The sequence below is a fragment of the Flavobacterium sp. FlaQc-49 genome, assembly GCF_044005985.1.
In the GTDB taxonomy this organism is placed as follows: Bacteria; Bacteroidota; Bacteroidia; order Flavobacteriales; family Flavobacteriaceae; genus Flavobacterium; species Flavobacterium cupriresistens.
Window position 1 is genome coordinate 353,769 of the sequence record NZ_JBIPCS010000002.1, and the last position, 20,023, is coordinate 373,791.

13 protein-coding genes are annotated in these 20,023 nt (G+C 36.2%); 8 read left to right on the forward strand and 5 right to left on the reverse strand.

What is annotated here, in order from left to right; translation table 11 throughout:
- Positions 1-133: 133 nt before the first annotated feature.
- Complete coding sequence (gene uvrB, locus ACHRV3_RS04795) at positions 134-2,125, forward strand: excinuclease ABC subunit UvrB (protein ID WP_047775413.1); 1,992 nt, start codon at positions 134-136, stop codon at positions 2,123-2,125.
- Here uvrB and ACHRV3_RS04800 read toward each other — a convergent pair.
- Positions 2,122-2,523 (reverse strand): TerB family tellurite resistance protein, encoded by a 402-nt coding sequence (locus tag ACHRV3_RS04800; RefSeq protein ID WP_047775411.1) that lies wholly within the window; start codon positions 2,521-2,523, stop codon positions 2,122-2,124. The genes uvrB and ACHRV3_RS04800 overlap by 4 nt on opposite strands.
- A 56-nt stretch (positions 2,524-2,579) precedes the next feature.
- On the opposite strand from ACHRV3_RS04800, the gene ACHRV3_RS04805 reads away from it, so the two are divergent.
- The 4 genes from ACHRV3_RS04805 to ACHRV3_RS04820 all read left to right on the forward strand — a co-directional run bounded on the left by ACHRV3_RS04805 (position 2,580) and on the right by ACHRV3_RS04820 (position 6,388).
- Positions 2,580-3,380 (forward strand): alpha/beta hydrolase, encoded by an 801-nt coding sequence (locus ACHRV3_RS04805; RefSeq protein WP_395433504.1) that lies wholly within the window; start codon positions 2,580-2,582, stop codon positions 3,378-3,380.
- 13 nt (positions 3,381-3,393) lie between these two features.
- Positions 3,394-4,407 (forward strand): dipeptide epimerase, encoded by a 1,014-nt coding sequence (locus ACHRV3_RS04810; RefSeq protein WP_395433505.1) that lies wholly within the window; start codon positions 3,394-3,396, stop codon positions 4,405-4,407.
- Positions 4,408-4,554: 147 nt separating this feature from the next.
- A complete protein-coding gene (locus ACHRV3_RS04815) occupies positions 4,555-5,592 on the forward strand; it encodes an aminotransferase class I/II-fold pyridoxal phosphate-dependent enzyme (RefSeq protein WP_395433506.1) in 1,038 nt (345 codons plus the stop codon).
- Between the two features lie 331 nt (positions 5,593-5,923).
- Positions 5,924-6,388 (forward strand): DUF1456 family protein, encoded by a 465-nt coding sequence (locus ACHRV3_RS04820; protein ID WP_230004966.1) that lies wholly within the window; start codon positions 5,924-5,926, stop codon positions 6,386-6,388.
- 84 nt (positions 6,389-6,472) lie between these two features.
- On the opposite strand, the gene ACHRV3_RS04825 is transcribed toward ACHRV3_RS04820, so the two are convergent.
- Both ACHRV3_RS04825 and ACHRV3_RS04830 read right to left on the reverse strand, forming a co-directional pair.
- On the reverse strand, positions 6,473-7,177 hold the full coding sequence (locus ACHRV3_RS04825; RefSeq protein ID WP_395433507.1) for a LytR/AlgR family response regulator transcription factor: 705 nt from the start codon (positions 7,175-7,177) through the stop codon (positions 6,473-6,475).
- A gap of 2 nt (positions 7,178-7,179) precedes the next feature.
- The gene (locus tag ACHRV3_RS04830; protein ID WP_395433508.1) at positions 7,180-8,220 is read right to left on the reverse strand and encodes a sensor histidine kinase; all 1,041 of its coding nucleotides are present in this window, start codon (positions 8,218-8,220) and stop codon (positions 7,180-7,182) included.
- A gap of 220 nt (positions 8,221-8,440) precedes the next feature.
- On the opposite strand from ACHRV3_RS04830, the gene ACHRV3_RS04835 reads away from it, so the two are divergent.
- Positions 8,441-9,241, forward strand: a complete 801-nt coding sequence (locus tag ACHRV3_RS04835) for a DUF5694 domain-containing protein (protein WP_395433509.1) — start codon at positions 8,441-8,443, stop codon at positions 9,239-9,241.
- A gap of 367 nt (positions 9,242-9,608) precedes the next feature.
- Here ACHRV3_RS04835 and sucC read toward each other — a convergent pair whose 3' ends face one another.
- The gene (sucC, locus tag ACHRV3_RS04840; protein ID WP_395433510.1) at positions 9,609-10,805 is read right to left on the reverse strand and encodes an ADP-forming succinate--CoA ligase subunit beta; all 1,197 of its coding nucleotides are present in this window, start codon (positions 10,803-10,805) and stop codon (positions 9,609-9,611) included.
- A 414-nt stretch (positions 10,806-11,219) separates the two neighbouring features.
- On the opposite strand from sucC, the gene gltB reads away from it, so the two are divergent.
- Positions 11,220-15,737 carry a glutamate synthase large subunit gene (gene gltB / locus ACHRV3_RS04845; protein WP_395433511.1) on the forward strand — a complete coding sequence of 1,506 codons (4,518 nt, stop codon included), beginning with the start codon at positions 11,220-11,222 and terminating at the stop codon, positions 15,735-15,737.
- 146 nt (positions 15,738-15,883) lie between these two features.
- Positions 15,884-17,338, forward strand: a complete 1,455-nt coding sequence (locus ACHRV3_RS04850; RefSeq protein WP_395433696.1) for a glutamate synthase subunit beta — start codon at positions 15,884-15,886, stop codon at positions 17,336-17,338.
- Between the two features lie 121 nt (positions 17,339-17,459).
- Here ACHRV3_RS04850 and ACHRV3_RS04855 read toward each other — a convergent pair whose 3' ends face one another.
- Positions 17,460-20,012, reverse strand: a complete 2,553-nt coding sequence (locus ACHRV3_RS04855) for a carboxypeptidase-like regulatory domain-containing protein (RefSeq protein ID WP_395433512.1) — start codon at positions 20,010-20,012, stop codon at positions 17,460-17,462.
- Positions 20,013-20,023 lie beyond the last annotated feature (11 nt).

Here is a 20,023-nt window from a genome sequence, read left to right on the forward strand (position 1 = left end):
CATTCCTGATTTTTTACTTATTCAGAAAAGTCGTTAACATTAGTTTGTTAACGGCTTTTTTTTGAATTCTACTTTGAGCCAAAAAAAGAAATCAAACTCGTATATTTGTAAATAAGAACTTTTATTATACGAAATGGATTTTAAAGTAGTTTCCGATTATAGTCCAAAAGGCGATCAGCCGCAAGCCATTCAAAAACTCACACAAGGAGTTGTTGATGGCGAAAAATATCAAACTTTATTAGGAGTTACAGGTTCAGGAAAAACGTTTACTGTAGCCAATGTTATTCAGGAAGTGCAAAGACCTACTTTGGTTTTAGCACATAACAAAACTTTGGCAGCTCAGTTGTATTCCGAATTCAAGCAATTTTTCCCTGATAATGCGGTTGAATATTTCGTTTCCTACTACGACTATTACCAACCCGAAGCTTTTATGCCGGTGACCGGAGTTTTCATTGAAAAAGATTTATCTATCAATGAAGAACTGGAAAAAATGCGTTTGAGCACCACTTCTTCCCTACTTTCAGGTCGACGAGATATTTTGGTTGTGGCATCCGTTTCTTGTTTATACGGTATCGGAAATCCGGTTGAATTCCAGAAAAACGTAATTGCAATAGAAAAAGATCAGGTCATTTCCCGTACCAAGTTATTGCACAGCCTGGTTCAGAGTTTATATGCCAGAACTGAAGCCGATTTTACACCCGGAACTTTCAGAATTAAAGGTGACACTGTTGAAGTTTATCCGAGTTATGCCGATGATGCTTTTAGAATTCACTTTTTCGGAGACGAAATCGAAGAAATAGAATCTTTCGATGCCAAGACTTCTCAAGTAATAGAGAAATTCAATAAACTGACGATTTATCCCGCCAACATGTTTGTGACTTCTCCGGATGTTTTACAAGGTGCCATTTGGGAAATTCAACAAGATTTAGTAAAACAAGTCGATTATTTTAAGGAAATCGGAAAACATCTGGAAGCAAAACGTTTAGAAGAACGTACCAATTTTGACTTAGAAATGATTCGGGAATTGGGTTATTGCTCCGGAATTGAGAATTATTCGCGCTATCTTGACGGAAGAGATGCCGGAACAAGACCTTTCTGCTTACTGGATTATTTTCCAGACGACTATCTGATGGTTGTGGACGAAAGTCACGTAACGGTTTCGCAAGTTCATGCCATGTACGGAGGCGACAGAAGCCGTAAAGAAAATCTGGTAGAATACGGTTTCCGATTACCAGCTGCAATGGACAACAGGCCTTTGAAATTTGAAGAATTTGAAGCCATGCAAAATCAAGTCATTTATGTTTCTGCAACTCCGGCCGATTATGAATTACAAAAATGTGATGGTGTTTATGTAGAACAGGTTATTCGTCCGACAGGATTGTTGGATCCTATTATAGAAATTCGTCCAAGTTTGAACCAGATTGATGATTTAATCGAAGAAATTCAGGTGCGTTGTGAATTAGACGAAAGAGTTTTGGTCACTACTTTAACCAAAAGAATGGCCGAAGAATTGGCCAAATATTTAACCAAAGTGAATATTCGTTGTCGCTACATTCACTCCGATGTTGACACTTTGGAACGTATCGAAATCATGCAGGATTTGCGAAAAGGTATTTTTGATGTTTTAATTGGAGTCAACTTACTTCGTGAAGGATTGGATTTACCGGAAGTTTCCTTGGTTGCCATCCTTGACGCTGATAAAGAAGGATTTCTGCGAAGCCACAGATCGTTGACACAAACTATTGGTCGTGCGGCAAGAAATCTAAATGGTAAGGCCATTATGTATGCGGATAAAATTACAGCCAGTATGCAAAAAACAATTGACGAAACCAACTATCGAAGAACCAAACAGATCAATTTTAATACTGAAAATAACATTATACCACAGGCCTTAAAGAAAAAAATCGAAAGTGCTTTTACGAAAAATCCATTGGTTGAATATGAATTGGGGCATACTCTGACTACTGCAGCAGAACCTAATACGGCTTATATGTCTAAGGCTGATTTGGAAAAAATGATTCGCGAGAAACGAAAATCAATGGAAAAAGCAGCCAAAGATCTGGACTTTTTACAAGCTGCCAAATTGCGTGACGATATCAAAAAACTACAGGAACAATTGCCTTAATTGTGTTGTTCCTGAAAAACTTTTAGCAACACTTTAGGATCAATCAAAGCGTTTGGTGCTTTTTGCATCAGATCTAAAATTCGTTTTGTTGCAATTGGATTCAAACCCATCTCAATTGCGATCTGTTGTATTGCTGATGCTTCCTTTTCGTGCAAAACTCCATCACAATGCATAATCAAAGCCAGTCTGTAAAATTGCTGAATACGCTGAAACTCCGATTTTATAGCTAACGGTGAAGTTTCCTGATGAAATAAATCCTGAAATTCTTTTTTATCGATATTCAATTCCTGCGCTACCAGCCACAAAAACTCCAATTCGCGTTTGTGCAACTGACCATCAACTGTTGAGAAAGCAATCATTTCTAAAAGTAAACTTCTCTTTTGTTCTTCGGTATTCATCAATTTATTATTTTTAGCTAAATTATTGTTTTTAAATCTAAAACACAAAAAAACACATGATTCGGCTATTCTTCTTTTTCGTTTTCCTTGGGACAATCTTTAGCAGTACTGCGCAAGAAAGCACGGCATCAAAAAATGTTTCGACTTTCACTATTGAAGCTCCTCAACTAAAAGCCACCAAAAAAATATGGATTTACTTACCTGAAAATTATTCCACTTCAATAAAGAAAAAATATCCTGTACTCTACATGCATGATGCTCAAAATTTGTTTGACTCCAAAACTTCCTACGCAGGAGAATGGAATGTCGACGAAAAACTGGACAGCCTAAAAGCTCAAGTGATTGTTGTTGGAATTGAACATGGAAATGACAAACGAACAGACGAGCTAACGCCTTATAAAAATGAAAAGTATGGAGGCGGAAATGCCGATAATTACCTTGAATTCATCGTTAAAACCCTAAAACCGTATATCGATAAAGAGTACAGAACCAAGCCCGATGCTAAAAACACCACTATTATGGGAAGCTCCCTTGGTGGATTGGTTTCGTATTATGCGGCATTCCAATATCCGAAGGTGTTTGGGAAAGTAGGCGTTTTTTCACCTTCCTTTTGGTTTTCGAACGACATCTACACTTTAACAGAAAAAGCACCAAAAATAAAGACCAAATTTTACTTTTTATGCGGTGACAACGAAGATGAAGATATGGTAAAATACATGACTAAAATGGAGCGGTTATTGGACAAAAACCGTTGCTACTGTCTGCATCTTACGCGATCAAAAATTGTGAAAGGCGGCCAGCATAATGAAAAACTCTGGCGGGATAATTTTGTGACCGCTTTTTTATGGTTGAATTAAAAAAACACAGCATATGGAATTGATTTTAAGAGCATACGATCTAAAACTAAAACACACCTTTACCATCTCCAGAGAGTCAATTGATTTTCAGCCTTCATTAATCGTCGAACTAAAAAGTGATGGTTTTTCGGGTTTTGGAGAAGCAACTTCGAATCCGTATTACAAAACGACAGTTCCTGTAATGATAGCGGATTTAGAAAAAATAAGACCTGTTATCGAAGCCACAGAAAACGAAACTCCCGAAGTATTTTGGGCAAAAATATATCCTTATCTAAAACAGGATATGTTTGCCTTATGTGCTTTAGATTTGGCTTATACAGATTTGTATGCCCGTAAAAAAGGCAAAAAACTGTATGACTTATGGGGCTATTCTATCGACAAAAACCCAATGACAGATTACACAATAGGGATTGCTTCTATCGAAAAAATGGTCGCCAAAATGCAAGAACTTCCATGGCCAATTTATAAAATTAAACTGGGAACTAAAGAAGATATTGCCATCGTAAAAGAGCTGAGAAAACACACCGATGCCATTTTCAGAATCGATGCCAACTGCGATTGGGAAGTTGACGAAACAATCAATAATTCGATCGAATTAAAAAAATTAGGCGTTGAATTTCTCGAACAACCCATAAAAGCCGATAATTGGGAGGGCCACCGAGAGATTTTCAAACACTCAGCCTTGCCCGTAATTGCAGATGAAAGCTGTATCCTTGAAGAAGATGTAGCAAAATGTCACCATCATTTTCACGGAGTAAATGTCAAATTGGTAAAATGCGGCGGACTAACTCCGGGAAAACGTATGATTGAAGAAGCCAAAAGACTAGGTCTAAAAACAATGGTAGGCTGCATGACCGAATCTACTGTCGGAATTTCGGCCATTGCTCATTTATTGCCGCAATTGGATTATGTTGACATGGATGGGGCATTGCTTTTAGCACAAGATATTGCTACGGGAGTAACTATAAAAGAGGGTGTTATTCATTATTCTGAGCTCAATGGAACTGGTGTAAAGTTAATTCATTGAACAGAATTACCTAACACATAGACACATAGATTTTATGAATTTATAAAAAGGCGTTTCACTTGTTTGGAAGACACATAGCTGTATGTTCGAAAGAAGTATGTTTTTTTCACTAAATCGCCCAAGAAATCAACTAAAATATAAAGTTTAATGAAAGTCAATCAATTTCCGGATCGAATTATTGAGATAGACCGAGAATCCTATTTGTATTTTGGCGGAACAGCTTATCTGGGTTTATCTGTCCACAAAGCTTTTCAGGACTTGGTAATTAAAAACATTCTGAAATGGGGAACTACTTACGGAAGTTCCAGAAATGCAAACGTTAAACTCACCGCTTATGATAATGGTGAACTTTTCTTGGCGAAACATATTAAAGCTGAAGCTACCGTAACAGTCTCTTCCGGAATGCTGGCCGGAAAAATTGTAATCGATGAATTGAATAAAGAAACGGATTGTTATTTTCATTTCCCGGATGCACACCCTGCGATTAAAGCCCATAACAGCCTTCCTGTTTTTATTGATGCTAAAATCAATCCGAGATTAGTAGATGCAACGCCGGAGCGCATTACGATTCTTACGGATGCAGTTCCTTCTTATCAGACAAAAGCGATTGATTTATCGATTTTAAAGGAAATCCCGAATCATAAAGCCATTACTTTGGTTGTCGATGAATCACATTCTCTCGGCATTTTAGGTAAAAATGGCTCGGGAATTTATTCTGAAATACAACTTCCGATTAAACGCAAAATTTTAGTCTCCTCTTTAGGAAAGGCTTTTGGCTTGACGGGAGGCGTTATTGCAGGTGATTTATCGTTCATCAATCAAATAAAAAAACTAGACACTTTTATTTCAGCCGCCGGAATGAATCCTGCTTTTGTACAGACGCTAGCGGAAGCTGCTGCAATTTATCAAGGTCAGCATCAAAAACTTTTAGACAATCTGAGTTATATTGATTCCAAACTCCTTAAAAACGAAACGATAAAGTTCAACAAAACCTATCCTTTATTATACATCGAAATTGACAGGATAACGGAAATACTTAAGGAAAATAAAATTATTATTGCCAATTTCAAATATCAGGAAAACGCCAAAGATATCAATCGCATTGTGATTACAGCGAATCATTTGAGATCAGACTTAGACCGGATAATTAATGTTTTAAATGACTATAACTCTTATTCAAAGTAAAAAAGAGTTTGACACGAATTGCACTAATTTTCACTAATTGCTTTGCGCTAAAATTTAATTCGTGCTAATTCGTGTAATTTGTGGCAAAAAAATAATAAGTCTAATTCAATAGCGCAGATCAAATAATTAACGTTTTAAACGACTACAATTCAGATTCAAAGTAAAAAAATCTAACACGAATTACACTAATTTTCACTAATTGCGTTGCGCTTAAAATTTAATTCGTGATAATTCGTGTAATTTGTGCAATTCGTGTCAAAAAATCATAAGCCCAATTCAATAAATTGCAATCTGATTGTTTTTAAAACGTACCTTTGTAAAAAATTAAACGATGACGAACAACGATATCCTAAAAAAACTTCGTGTAGCTTTAATGCTGCGTGATGACCAAATAGTTGAAATTTTAGAATTAGTAGATTTTAGAATTTCAAAATCAGAATTAGGTGCTTTTTTTAGAGCCGAAGATCATGAGAATTACATGGAATGTGGTGATCAGGTTTTGCGTAACTTCTTAAACGGATTGGTAATTCATTTAAGAGGAACGAAAGAAAATCCGAAAAATCCAAACGACGTTTTAGCGAAACATAAAGCTGAAATTCCAAAGAAAGAAAATACTAAAGACAGACCTGAATTTAAGGCTGCCCCGAAAGACAGTGAAAGAGCAAGAGGTGATCAAAAACCTTCAAAAACCGGAGCTGCTAAAAAGCCTTTCAAGAAAAACAATACCAAAACTGCTCCTAAAGTACAGGTGGTAGAGAAAGTAATTTACAAAAACGGGAAGAATAAAAATTCTTAGGTTTGTGAGCTGTGAAATGTGTTTCTTTTTGCGTTTTACAGATGATTTCAAAAAAAATCCATTCGTTCAGCGAATGGATTTTTTTTATATTTTATTTTCTTCTATTTTCTCAAAAAAGGCCTCTTTAAAAGTCGCTCCAATTGGTAGTTCTTTACCATTCATGAAAACCGAAAAACTATCGGTAGATTCAATGTGTTTTAAAGCTACGACATAGGATTTATGGATTTGAATAAAGTCATTTCCGGGTAGTGATTCCACTACATTTTTTAAAGATGAGTGGGTAATAATCTGTTCCTTCGAAGTATGAATACAAACGTAATTCTGCAAACTTTCGACATATAAAATATCGTTCAGAAGTACTTTTTGGAACTTATTTTTTCCATCAGTTTTTACAAATATAAATTCTTTCTGATTATTAGGTACAATTTCTGTTTTAACCTCAGCATTGAGTTTTGAAACGGCTTGATAAAAACGTTCAAAAGCGATTGGTTTCAGTAAATAATCTACGGCGTTTAATTCAAAACCTTCTAATGCAAAATCGGGATATGCGGTTGTAAAAATAACCTTCACCTCCTTGGAAATAATTTTGGAAAGCTGCAATCCAGTGAGTTGAGGCATTTGAATATCCAGAAAAATAACATCTACTTTATTGGAATTCAGAAATTCTAATGCTTTTAAAGAGTCATTAAAAATTCCTACTTCTTCCAAAAAAGAAACTTTCTCCACATAATTTTTAAGAATTCGTGTTGCAGGCGGTTCATCATCAACAATTATACACTTAAAAGCCATAACTATTTTTTTAAAGGGATTTTCAGATACACTTTAAAGGTATCATTATTTACTGTTTTTTCGAGTATAAATTTGTCTTTATAAGCATATTCTAACCGTTTCATCAGATTATCAAATCCAATTCCGGTAGAATAGTAATTTTCTCCTTCAATGCTATAATTAAAGGTTTCAATTTCTAAAAAATCTTCTTTTATTGCAATCGAAATTATCGCGCTTTTCTCGGGATCATTTAATTTCCCATGCTTGAAAACATTTTCAATAAAATGAATTAACACAGATGGTAAAATCTTCTCAATTGTATATTCACCATTGACAGAGAATTTCAAATACAACTGATCTTCAAATCTTTTTTGCTGTAAATGAATGTAATTTTTAATGAACTGCACTTCTTTTGAAAGCAAAACTTCTTCTTTATCTGTCTCTGTGATAACATAACGAAGCAAATCCGACAACACCAAAACATCTGAAGCCATTTCGTCATCTTTTCCGATTAACTGGCTGTAAAACGAATTTAGGGTATTAAACAAAAAATGCGGGCTAATTTGGGATTTCAGTATTTGAAATTCGGCTTTTTTATTTTCCAAAAGTAATTCCTGGTTTTGTTTCTGTGTCTCCTGAAACTGCCAGAACAAATAACTAAAAAAACTTAAAATCACTGCCGGTGAACCAAAGAAAAAATTGTCTCTGATGTAAAACCCTACTTCTCTTGATTCTTCTACATAATTATGAATCCCGGTAATTTCAAAAATAATTATTTCCTCAAACACATATCGAACTCCTGAAAAAAGAAGCAAGGAAACCGGAATGGTCAACAAATAAAAAAAGAATCTTTTTTTATTTAAAAGCCAAGGACAAAAAATATAGAAATTTAAAGTATAAATGGCAAAAACAGCCAACAAGTGACTGAACGAGAATAAGAAAAGCATCTTATCAAATATAAAAGTTTCGTATTTCTTGCCGACACCAATATCCCAGAGGTAAAAAGTGAAAAACAAACCCAAAAACAAAACAATATGATAATAGAAAGGGACTTTTAGTTTCATAACGACTTTTTAATAGCTCCAAAAATACAATTATACCTTTTAACGAAGTTATTATTTATATGAAACTGCCATTTCTAATGACGAACCTCTAAAAACGTTATATGACTTTTTTGTGACCTCAATTCGACTAGTTGGTAATTCAGAAGAACGTGTTCATCAAAAATTAAAAAACAAGCTGTACTTCCCGCCTACTTTTGCATAGAATTTAAACCATATCATCATGCAAAAAATCATTTTATTAGCCATTTTTCTTTCATTGAATCTTATTACGGCTCAACCAAAAAAGAAACAAATCTTATTAATCGGAACCTTTCATTTTGAAAACCCGGGTCTTGATGTAGCTAAAATCAATACTTTCGATGTAATGAGCGAAAAAAGTCAAAAGGAATTGGAAAACATCACCAATAAAATTAAAGAATTTGGTCCGGATAAAATTTTCGTCGAATGGGGTTATCAAAAACAGGACAAACTGGATAAATTCTATGCTCTAAACACGGACAGTTTACTTCATAAAAAAGCGGATGAAAGAGTACAACTAGCCTTAAGAGCAGCTAAAAAACTAGGTCATAAAAAATTATTTGCCATTGATTATAATCAAACTCGTTTTCCTTACGATAGTTTAACCAAAGGTATGAAAGAAGCCAATCAACTGAATTTATTAAAAAGCAATGACGAGGAAATGAAACTTTTCGAGCAATCGCAAAACGAAAAAATGAAAAAATATAATCTAACGGAACTTTTAATAGACTATAATTCAAACCAATCAAACAAAGAAAATGTGGAATGGTATCTTGGCACCGCAAACAGGGCCGGGAAAAACGATAATTTCGTAGGCGCCTTTTTGGTTTCTGAATGGTATAAAAGAAATCTTTATATGTATTCCTTAATTCAAAAACTAACAGAAAGTAAAGATGATAAGATAATGGTCTTACTTGGAGCGGGGCATACTGCAATGATTCGCGAGTTTATAAAATACGACCCTAATTTTGAAATTGTAGAACTGGCTACGATTCTGAAATAACAGACAGCGGGGGCTTTTAACCGCAAAGTGCGCAAGGATTTTATTTTTATTTTGAACGCAAGGTTCGCAAGGCTATATCAATCATCATGGCTTTGTGGGCCTTGCGTTTTTATCGTAGAGATGCAGTAGAGATGCACTGCTGTGCATCTCAACATTACATATATAACATAAAAAAAAACATTCGCAGAACCAATGGTTTTCCTGTTTTTATCGATATTGTTGCCGTGGAGATGCACTGCTGTGCATCTCTACATTACATATATGGCATAAAAAAAACCATTCGCAGAACGAATGGTTTTTCTAATTTTATCGATATTGTTACCGTTGAGATGCACTGCTGTGCATCTCTACAACGGACGATATTGTATTATTTAGATAATGCAGCTTTAACTTGGTCAGCAGCTTCTTGGAATTGAACAGCTGATAAGATTGGCATACCTGAATTGTCAATTAATTCTTTTGCAATTTCAGCATTTGTTCCTTGCAAACGAACGATAATTGGCACATTGATAGCATCACCCATATTTTTGTAAGCGTCAACAACTCCTTGCGCCACACGGTCACAACGAACGATTCCACCAAAAATATTGATCAAAATTGCTTTTACGTTTGGATCTTTTAAGATAATACGGAAAGCAGTTTCAACACGTTTTGCATCAGCAGTTCCACCAACGTCTAAGAAGTTAGCAGGCTCAAATCCAGCGTATTTAATTAAATCCATAGTTGCCATTGCAAGACCAGCTCCGTTTACCATACATCCAACTGTACCGTCAAGATCTACGTAACTTAAACCTACTTCTTTAGCTTCTACTTCAATTGGATTCTCCTCACGGATATCACGCATTTCAGCATATTTAGGTTGTCTGTATAAAGCATTATCATCGATATTTACTTTAGCATCAACAGCCATAATTTTGTTGTCAGATGTTTTTAAAACCGGGTTGATTTCAAACATAGAAGCATCAGAACCAATGTAAGCATTGTATAAAGCATCGATGAATTTAATCATTTCTTTAAAAGCATTTCCAGAAAGACCTAAATTAAAGGCAATTCTTCTTGCTTGAAAACCTTGTAATCCAACATTAGGATCAACTTCTTCAGTAAAGATTAAGTGAGGTGTGTGCTCAGCAACTTCTTCAATATCCATTCCACCTTCAGTAGAATACATAATCATGTTACGACCTGTAGCTCTATTTAATAAAACAGAAACATAAAATTCAGACGTTTCACTTTCACCAGGATAGTATACATCTTCTGCTACTAAAATTTTGTTTACTTTTTTACCTTCAGCAGAAGTTTGAGGTGTAATCAATTGCATTCCGATAATTTGTTCTGCAATCTCTTCAACTTGTTGTAAGTTCTTAGCTAGTTTCACTCCACCACCTTTTCCACGGCCACCTGCGTGAATTTGCGCTTTAATCACGTGCCATCCTGTACCAGTTTCGGCAGTTAATTGTTTTGCAGCAGCTACAGCTTCAACTGCATTGTTAGCCACAATTCCGCGTTGAATGCGTACTCCGTAACTCGCTAAAATTTCTTTTCCTTGATATTCGTGTATGTTCATAATATAGAATTTGTCTGGTTCTGAATTTATTTCAGAATAAAAGTGCGACAAAAATAGCAAAATTCAACTGAATAGTAAAATCTTTTTCAATTAAAAATGTCTCAAATTTATATTAAGGAGTTATTCCTTTTCAAAGCAAATTAATCGTTAAACAATTGCTTATAAATTGTGAAGAGAAAAATACTATATCGTTTGAGTTTTAACAAAAATACCAACGGTATCAATAGCTTAGCGACGATTTTTCTTAAAATATCTTAAAGCCGATTATGATTTTGATAATTCGCAATGCTTTAAATAATAATATTGACATTTTAGAACCCTTTTTCTAATATTACAACAAAAATGTAAGTCAAACAACTAATTCAATGAATTATATTTAACGAAATCTTTATTTTTGTAGAAAAAATATCAAGAATGAGAGTTAAAGAACAAGGGCTTTATTTGCCTGAATTTGAACACGACAATTGTGGTGCAGGATTTATTTGTAATTTGAATGGTATTAAATCTAATGACATCATTCACAAAGCATTGGATATCTTAATAAAATTAGAACACCGTGGTGCCGTTAGTTCTGATGGAAGAACCGGAGACGGAGCCGGAATTTTATTTGACATCCCACATGATTTTTTTAAGAAAGTATGTGATTTTGAAATCCCTGAAACACGTGAGTATGCAGTAGGAATGGTTTTTTTGCCAAAAAGTAAAAACCAGGTTTCTTTTTGTATGAATGCGTTCGAAGCAACTATTAAAGATCAAAATTTAAAGATCTTAGGTTGGAGAGATGTACCAGTTGACGTTGAAAATTTAGGGCAGATTGCCGCAGAAAAAGAACCAACCGTTAAACAGGTTTTTGTTAGCAAAAACAATCAGGATTTAACGGAACAAGAATTTAATGCAAAACTTTTTGCAGCTAGAAAAATTGCTGAACATGCGATAAGAGGCTCTAAAACCTCCGAAAGTCATATGTTTTATTTTACTAGCCTATCGACCACTACTATAATATATAAAGGTCTCTTGATGCCGGAAGACATCAGTCGCTATTATATTGATTTGAAAGATCCCGACTTGGTGACACGTTTAGCGTTAGTACACCAACGTTTCTCTACCAATACTTTTCCTTCCTGGGATTTGGCACAACCCTTCAGATACATGTGTCATAACGGGGAAATCAATACCCTTCGCGGAAATGTCAGCAGAATGCGTGCCCGTGAAGAACTAATGGAAAGCAAAATTTTTGGTGATGATATCAAAAAATTATTCCCAATTATCTTAGAAGGAAAATCAGATTCTGCTTCAATGGATATGGTTGTTGAGCTTTTATTAATGACCGGTCGTTCCTTACCAGAAGCCATGATGATGGTCGTTCCTGAAGCTTGGGAAAAACACCAGTCCATGTCGGAGGAAAAGAAAGCTTTCTACGAATACAACGCTTGTATCATGGAACCTTGGGACGGTCCTGCTTCTATTCCGTTTACGGATGGAAATGTAATTGGAGCATTATTGGACAGAAATGGTTTGCGTCCTTCCCGATATACTTTGACAAAAAGTGGTTTCGTAATCATGTCATCAGAAATTGGTGTTCTTGATATCGAGGCGGAAGACGTAATTCAGCACGGTCGTTTAGAACCGGGAAAAATGTTCCTGGTTGACATGAACGAAGGTCGTATCATTGAAGATGAAGAGATCAAAAAAGCCATCGTAACCAAACGTCCTTACAAAGAATGGGTTGAGGCCAACTTGCTTCCTTTGTCTAAAGTTCCTTATACCAACAACCCTACTCCGGTAGAGAAATTGGATTTCCAGACCAGACAACGTTTGTTTGGTTATACGATCGAGGATTTAAAAACAATTATCAATCCAATGGGATCAGATGGCGCTGAAGCAATCAGTTCTATGGGTAACGATACTCCACTGGCGGTTTTATCAGATCAGCCACAATTATTATACAACTATTTTAAACAATTGTTTGCTCAGGTTACCAACCCGCCTTTGGATGGTATTCGTGAGGAGATTATTACCGATATTAGTCTAGCCATTGGTGGTGATTTTAATATTTTTGATATTGAAGCAAAACAATGCAAAAAATTAAAAATCCAAAATCCTGTTATCTCTAACGAGGATTTAGATAAAATTAAAAATATAGATCACGAAGATTTCAAATCGTCGACTATTTCTACCTTATATAAGATCGAAAAAGGAGTTAACGGTTTAGAGCGTGCTTTAGAAAAATGCGTTCAGGCTACTTACAAAGCGGTTTCTGAAGGCCATAACATCATTATTCTTTCTGACAGAGGTGTTAGCGAGCAATTAGCCCCGATCCCGATGTTGCTGGCTTGCTCTTACATTCACCATTCTTTAAACATTTTGAAAGTTCGTTCTAAATTCGGAATCATAATCGAATCTGCAGAACCACGCGAACCACATCATTTTGCTTTATTGTTTGGGTATGGTGCCAGCGCAATCAATCCGTACATGGTGAATGAGATTATTCACGATCAGGTAAACCAAGGATTTATTACCAAAGTTAAAGCTGATTACGCGATTATCAACTACAACAAAGCGATTGCAAAAGGGATTTTAAAAATCATGAATAAAATTGGGATCTCTACTTTACATTCGTACAGAGCGGCTCAGATTTTTGAAATTTTAGGTTTAAATAAAACATTCTCTACGAAATATTTCCCTTACACTCCTTCCAGAATTGAAGGAATTGGTCTGATGGAAATTGAAAAAGAAGTAAAGAAAAGATTCCAGAAAGCATTTCCAAATTCAAAAATCGCCAACTTATTGCCTTTAGAAATTGGAGGTATTTACAGATGGAGAAGATCAGGAGAGAAACACATGTTCAATCCGACTACGATTTCTAAATTACAGCAAGCCGTTCGTTTGAACAGTCCGGAAAGTTATAAAGAATACTCCGACATGGTCAACGAGCAAAGTGAAAACTTAATGACCATCAGAGGTTTATTCGAATTCAATAATTTAGATCCGATTTCTATTGACGAAGTAGAACCTTGGACCGAAATTGTAAAAAAGTTCAAAACCGGAGCAATGTCTTACGGATCGATCAGTAGAGAAGCGCATGAGAACTTAGCGATTGCAATGAACCGAATTGGCGGAAAAAGTAATTCTGGAGAAGGTGGAGAAGATCCAAAACGCTTCCAAAAAGAAATCAACGGTGATTCCAGAAACAGTGCGATCAAACAAGTCGCTTCAGGAAGATTTGGTGTTTCGATCAACTATTTGACAAACGCTAAAGAAATCCAAATTAAAATGGCTCAGGGTGCTAAACCTGGTGAAGGTGGACAGTTACCGGGAGAAAAAGTAGTGCCATGGATTGCTGAAACCAGAAACTCTACCCCTTATGTAGGTCTGATTTCGCCACCGCCGCACCACGATATTTATTCTATTGAAGATTTATCGCAATTGATTTATGACTTAAAAAATGCCAATCGTGAAGCTCGTATCAACGTAAAACTAGTTTCTGAAGTAGGTGTTGGGACCATCGCTGCCGGTGTTGCCAAAGCCAAAGCTGACGTTATTTTAATCTCAGGTTACGACGGAGGAACAGGTGCAGCACCATTGACTTCTTTACAACATACCGGTATTCCGTGGGAACTTGGTTTGGCCGAAGCGCAACAGACTTTAATCTTAAATGACTTAAGAAGCCGTGTGGTTTTAGAATGTGACGGACAATTAAAAACAGGTCGTGACGTCGCTATCGCAGCATTATTAGGTGCCGAAGAGTTTGGTTTTGCTACCGCTCCATTAGTAGCCTCCGGTTGTATCATGATGAGAGCTTGTCACTTAAATACTTGTCCGGTTGGTATTGCCACTCAGGATCCTGAATTGAGAAAAAATTTCAAAGGAACTCCGGAGCACGTAATCAACTTCATGTATTTTATTGCTGAGGAATTAAGAGAAATCATGGCACAATTAGGTTTCAGAACCTTAAAAGAAATGGTAGGGCAGTCGCAAAAATTAAATGTCAATAAAGCGATCAAACACTATAAAGCAAATGGTTTAGACTTATCTTCTATTCTATACAAACCGGAAAAAGCCAAAACGGTTCCAAATCACAATACGACAGAACAAGATCACAACCTTGAAAACGTATTGGATTTCGAAATCATCAAAGAGGCAATTCCGTCTATTTACAGAAAAGAAAAAACAAGAGTTACCTTTAAAATTAAAAATACAGACCGTTCTGTAGGTGCCATTTTGAGTAATGAAATCTCAAAAATATATGGCGCACAAGGTTTACCCGACGACACTATTTTAGTTGATTTTGAAGGTTCTGCCGGACAAAGTTTTGGTGCATTTGCAACAAACGGATTGTCATTTAAAATTCACGGAAACTGTAATGATTATTTAGGAAAAGGACTTTCGGGAGGAAAACTAATTATCAAAGTACCTCCTACTGCGACTTTCAAACCTGAAGAGAATATCATTATTGGTAACGTTGCCCTTTATGGCGCTATTACCGGAGAGGCTTACATCAATGGTATGGCCGGAGAGCGTTTTTGCGTGAGAAATTCCGGAGCAACTGCGGTTGTAGAAGGAATTGGAGATCACGGATGCGAGTATATGACGGGTGGTACAGTCGTAGTTTTAGGAAAAACAGGAAGAAACTTCGCAGCAGGTATGAGCGGCGGTGTGGCTTATGTTTACGATCCGAAGCAGCAATTTGATTCGAAATCCTGCAACATGGAAATGGTCGCTTTTGACCCAATCGAAGATGCCGACATTACAAAACTAAGACGACTAATTAAAAACCATTCTTTGTACACCAACAGTCCATTAGCCAAAAGAATTTTAGCAGATTGGGAGAATCAACAAAACCACTTCGTAAAAGTAATGCCAACTGATTACAAAAAAGCATTACAAAGAATTGCAGAAGAAAAGAAAATAGAAGAATTAATAGCAGATTAGATGATTTTAGAATTCAGATTTTAGATTTTAGATTATTTCAAATTTGACCGTACCGCTTTGCTAGTCTTGCGGTTAAAAAGTTTGGAATTTGGAATTTAAAAAATTGGAATTTGGAATTCAAAAAATTGGAATTTAAAGAAAAAGTCATGGGTAAAATAGGCGGATTTAAAGAATATAGAAGAGCCGACGAAAGTAATATTGAAGTTATAGAACGTGTTAGCAACTATAATGAATTTACGATTCCGTTAGCCAAAGAGCAAATAAAAGAACAAGGTTCGAGATGCATGGATTGTGGCATTCCTTTTTGCCACAGTGCCTGTCCGTTAGGAAATTTAATTCCTGATTTTAATGACATGGTACACCAAGAGGAATGGCAAAGTGCTTTAGACATTTTACAGTCCACTAATAACTTTCCGGAATTTACAGGTCGTTTATGCCCTGCTCCGTGTGAGAAATCATGTGTATTGGGAATCATAAAAGAGCCTGTTGCGATCGAAAACATTGAAAAAAACATCATCGAAAGAGGTTTCGCAGAAGGCTGGATCAAACCACAAACTCCTAAAAAAAGAACAGGAAAAACGGTAGCCGTTATTGGTTCGGGTCCTGCAGGTTTGGCAGCAGCACAACAATTAAACAGAGCCGGGCATGCGGTAACTGTTTTTGAAAGAGACAATGCCATTGGAGGTTTATTGCGTTACGGGATTCCGAATTTTAAATTAGAAAAAGGAATCATCGACAGACGTGTAGCGATCCTTGAAGCAGAAGGAATCACTTTTAAAACCAATGTTAATGTTGGCGTAAACTTTAGTGTAGACGAACTAAATGCTTTTGATTCTATCGTATTATGCGGCGGAGCAACCGAAAGAAGAAGTTTGCCTACTAAAGGAATCGAAAGCAAAGGCGTTGTTCAGGCAATGGATTTCCTGACACAGCAAACCAAAGTATTGTTCGGAGAATCAATTCCGGATCAGGTAATGGCTACCGGTAAAGATGTTATCGTGATTGGTGGTGGAGACACCGGTTCAGATTGTATTGGAACTTCTAACCGACACGGTGCCAAATCGGTTACCAATTTCGAAATTTTGCCAAAACCACCCGTTGGAAGAAGCGAAACAACCCCTTGGCCTTTCTGGCCGTTGCAATTAAAAACTTCCTCTTCTCACGAAGAAGGTTGTAACAGAAACTGGTTAATCAACACCAAAGAATTCTTAGCAAACGAAAAAGGAGAATTGGTTGGATTAAAAACAGTCGAAGTACAATGGAAAATGACGCCGGGACAAAGACCTGAATTAATCGAAAAAGAAGGTTCAGAAAAAATATGGCCTTGCGATTTGGCTTTATTGGCCTTAGGTTTTACAGGTCCGGAGAAAACATTAAGTGAACAATTAGGGCTTGAAATTGACATGAGAAGCAATTATAAAGCTAAAAATTATCAAACCAATGTTCCTCATATTTTCACTGCCGGAGACATGCGTCGCGGACAATCTTTAATTGTTTGGGCTATTTCTGAAGGTCGTGAAGCAGCAAGAGAGGTAGATTTATTCCTAATGGGTTCTACTAATTTACCAACCAAAGGAAATGGCGATTTACCAAGTTTATAAATCATAAACGAATCTATTTTATAAAACGAAACCCCCTTTTTCAAAATTAAAAAAGGGGGTTTGTTATTTAATATCGGAAATTGATCCTAAAAAATAGGCTGTTTCTAAGCTGTGACGCTACTTAGAACTTAACTTCCATACCTAAACGGATTGTTCTTCCAGGTACCGGCATTGTGATAACTGTACCTACATCATAAGTATAACGGTCAGTTACATTGCCTATGTTCAAATTCATAATAAAATTATCATTAAAACGATACATTCCGTACACATCCAAAATATAATCTGCCGGAATGGTCGTAGCAACAGAAGAAGCACCTGTACCTTCTAACCAGTCTTTTGGATTTTCTTTCAAACTGTGCCATCTTAATCTACTTCCAACGGTTAGTTTTTTATCCTCTGTACTTCCTCCAATTTCAGCCATAAAAGATTGTTTCGGCGGGATTCTTGCCGGTAAAAGACTCCAAGCAAAACCAAGTGAATTAGTTGGATTTGTTCCATCCTGAGCACCCAAAATATTAGAAGTTACTACTGCATCTCTATACAAAATAGCAGAAGCATTAAAAAAGAACTGACGGGAAATATACCCCATTGCCAATTCCAATCCTTTTAATTTAAAACGATCATAGTTTAAAAATATAAAATCATAATCCGGCATCATAGTTGCCGCCGAGATATATCCTCTTGTATTATTCTGAAAAACAGTGGCACCAAAATTAAAGTGATCATCCTCCAAAAGCAGGTTGTCAAAATTGCTATCAAACCCAAGCTCAATAGTGGTTGTTCCTTCAGCTCTTAAAGGGTATTTTTCATTATAACTAAAAGTCTGAATTGATTCTGTCGATTCATACAAACTTGGGTTACGGTACGTATTAGACGCTTTTGCGAATAGATTAAGTTGTTGGATTGGGGTATAAACCACTTTTCCGCCAATGTTCAATTTGGCATCGTATTTCAAATCTCTATCGGCATTGTAATCGGATACTTTTGTTTCATGCACTCTCATATTGGCCTGAAACAAAAACTTATTTACTACTAAGTCTCCTGCTACAAATGCGCTGTATTCCTCTCTCTTACCATTACGGGAAGATCCCGTTCTGCCCTCAGGTACATCTTTTGGAACGATTTTTTCTATCTGTGTATTGATCCCGTATTGCAGCGTAAGTGGAATTCCGGAAAACTTGGTTTGATTTGAAATCAATGCCCCTTTTCTATCATTTGTAAAACGATGTAAATACTGATCCCCATTGCCCGCACCCGGCGTTTGAATTAAACCGTTACGTTGAAAAAAATTAGCTTCATTAGCAAATACCGAAACATTTAAATGAACCAAATCATTAGGGTTAAAGGTGTAATTTACGGTATAGTTATTCAATTCAGCAGTACCCAATGCCCATTGCGGCACACTTTCTACATCATCCGGAAGATCCTTAAAATTTTTGTCATTGTTGTTTTTATACCAATAAGCCGCTAATACTTCACCTGCTTTTTGCTTGTGGTAACGGTAATTAAACTCCACACGGTGGTGTGGTGCAATATTCCAGCCCAATTTCGCTAGAGCCGACTGACTTTGGTAACTGGTATTTACTACCTCTTCTCCGGGTTGTATTACCGGTTTTTTATATTTATCACTATTTTCAGGGTCAAAAGTATCGTAGTAAATTGGATCGTAGCCATATCGGTCAGCACCGTTTTCTCCTGCAAAATAATTCCCTTGTGTATGCACATTATAAGCAACAAGTGCGTCAAATTTTTTGTCCTTGAAAGCTATTGCAGCTGTAGCACTTCCGTTATTAATTCGGTCACGTTTAGAATTGTCCTGCAAAATATAATATACCTGATCATCCTCATCCTTTGGAATAGTAGGAAGCTGGCTGTTATTAAAAATATTCCCTTTTATATATACTCCAAACTTCTTATTGCCCGATACTACATCTTCAGCGTCGATTGTTTCCATTTCAACAAATCCGCCGGTAGCACCAATGGCGTTAGGATTAGTACTTGAGCCTTTGTCTACTTTGATTTTTTTAACCAAATCCATATCGATATACGTTCTGTCGCTAGACCCCATATACCCTCTGAAGGTCTGTGCAGATTGTAAACTTCCATCTACCATAATAGGCACCCTTCCATCTCCTTGCAAACCACGGATACCAATATCCAAAGCACCGGCTTCGTTTCGTATATTGTTTACGGAAATACCCGGAATACCGTTCAAAACATCTCCATTGGCAGTACCTCTGTTTCTATTGATTTCGTTTTTCCCTATTTCTATACTCCCTGATGTTTTTTTTGATCCTGTAACAACGACTTCTTTCAATTTTTTTGCTTCTACACTCAATTGCAGATCTAACGTTGTGGTTTCGTTTTTCTTAATTTGAAACTTGTGTGTAACGATTTTATAGTTTAACATCGAAACATGTAAAGTATACTCCCCTTCTTCTAAATTTTCAAACTGATAAAAACCATCTCCATCCGTAATACGATGTTTCTTTAACTCATTAATATAGACCGAAACTGAGCCCGCTGGCGCTCCGTCGCTTGTTGTTATGTGACCGCTTAGTGTGCCTTTATCTTTTTCATTTCCTCCTTCATTTTCATTTTCTGCCGCCGATGCGATCATAAATGAGGTCATGAAGCAGGCTCCAATTATTGTTTTTAGCAATTTTTTCATTCTTTAGTTTT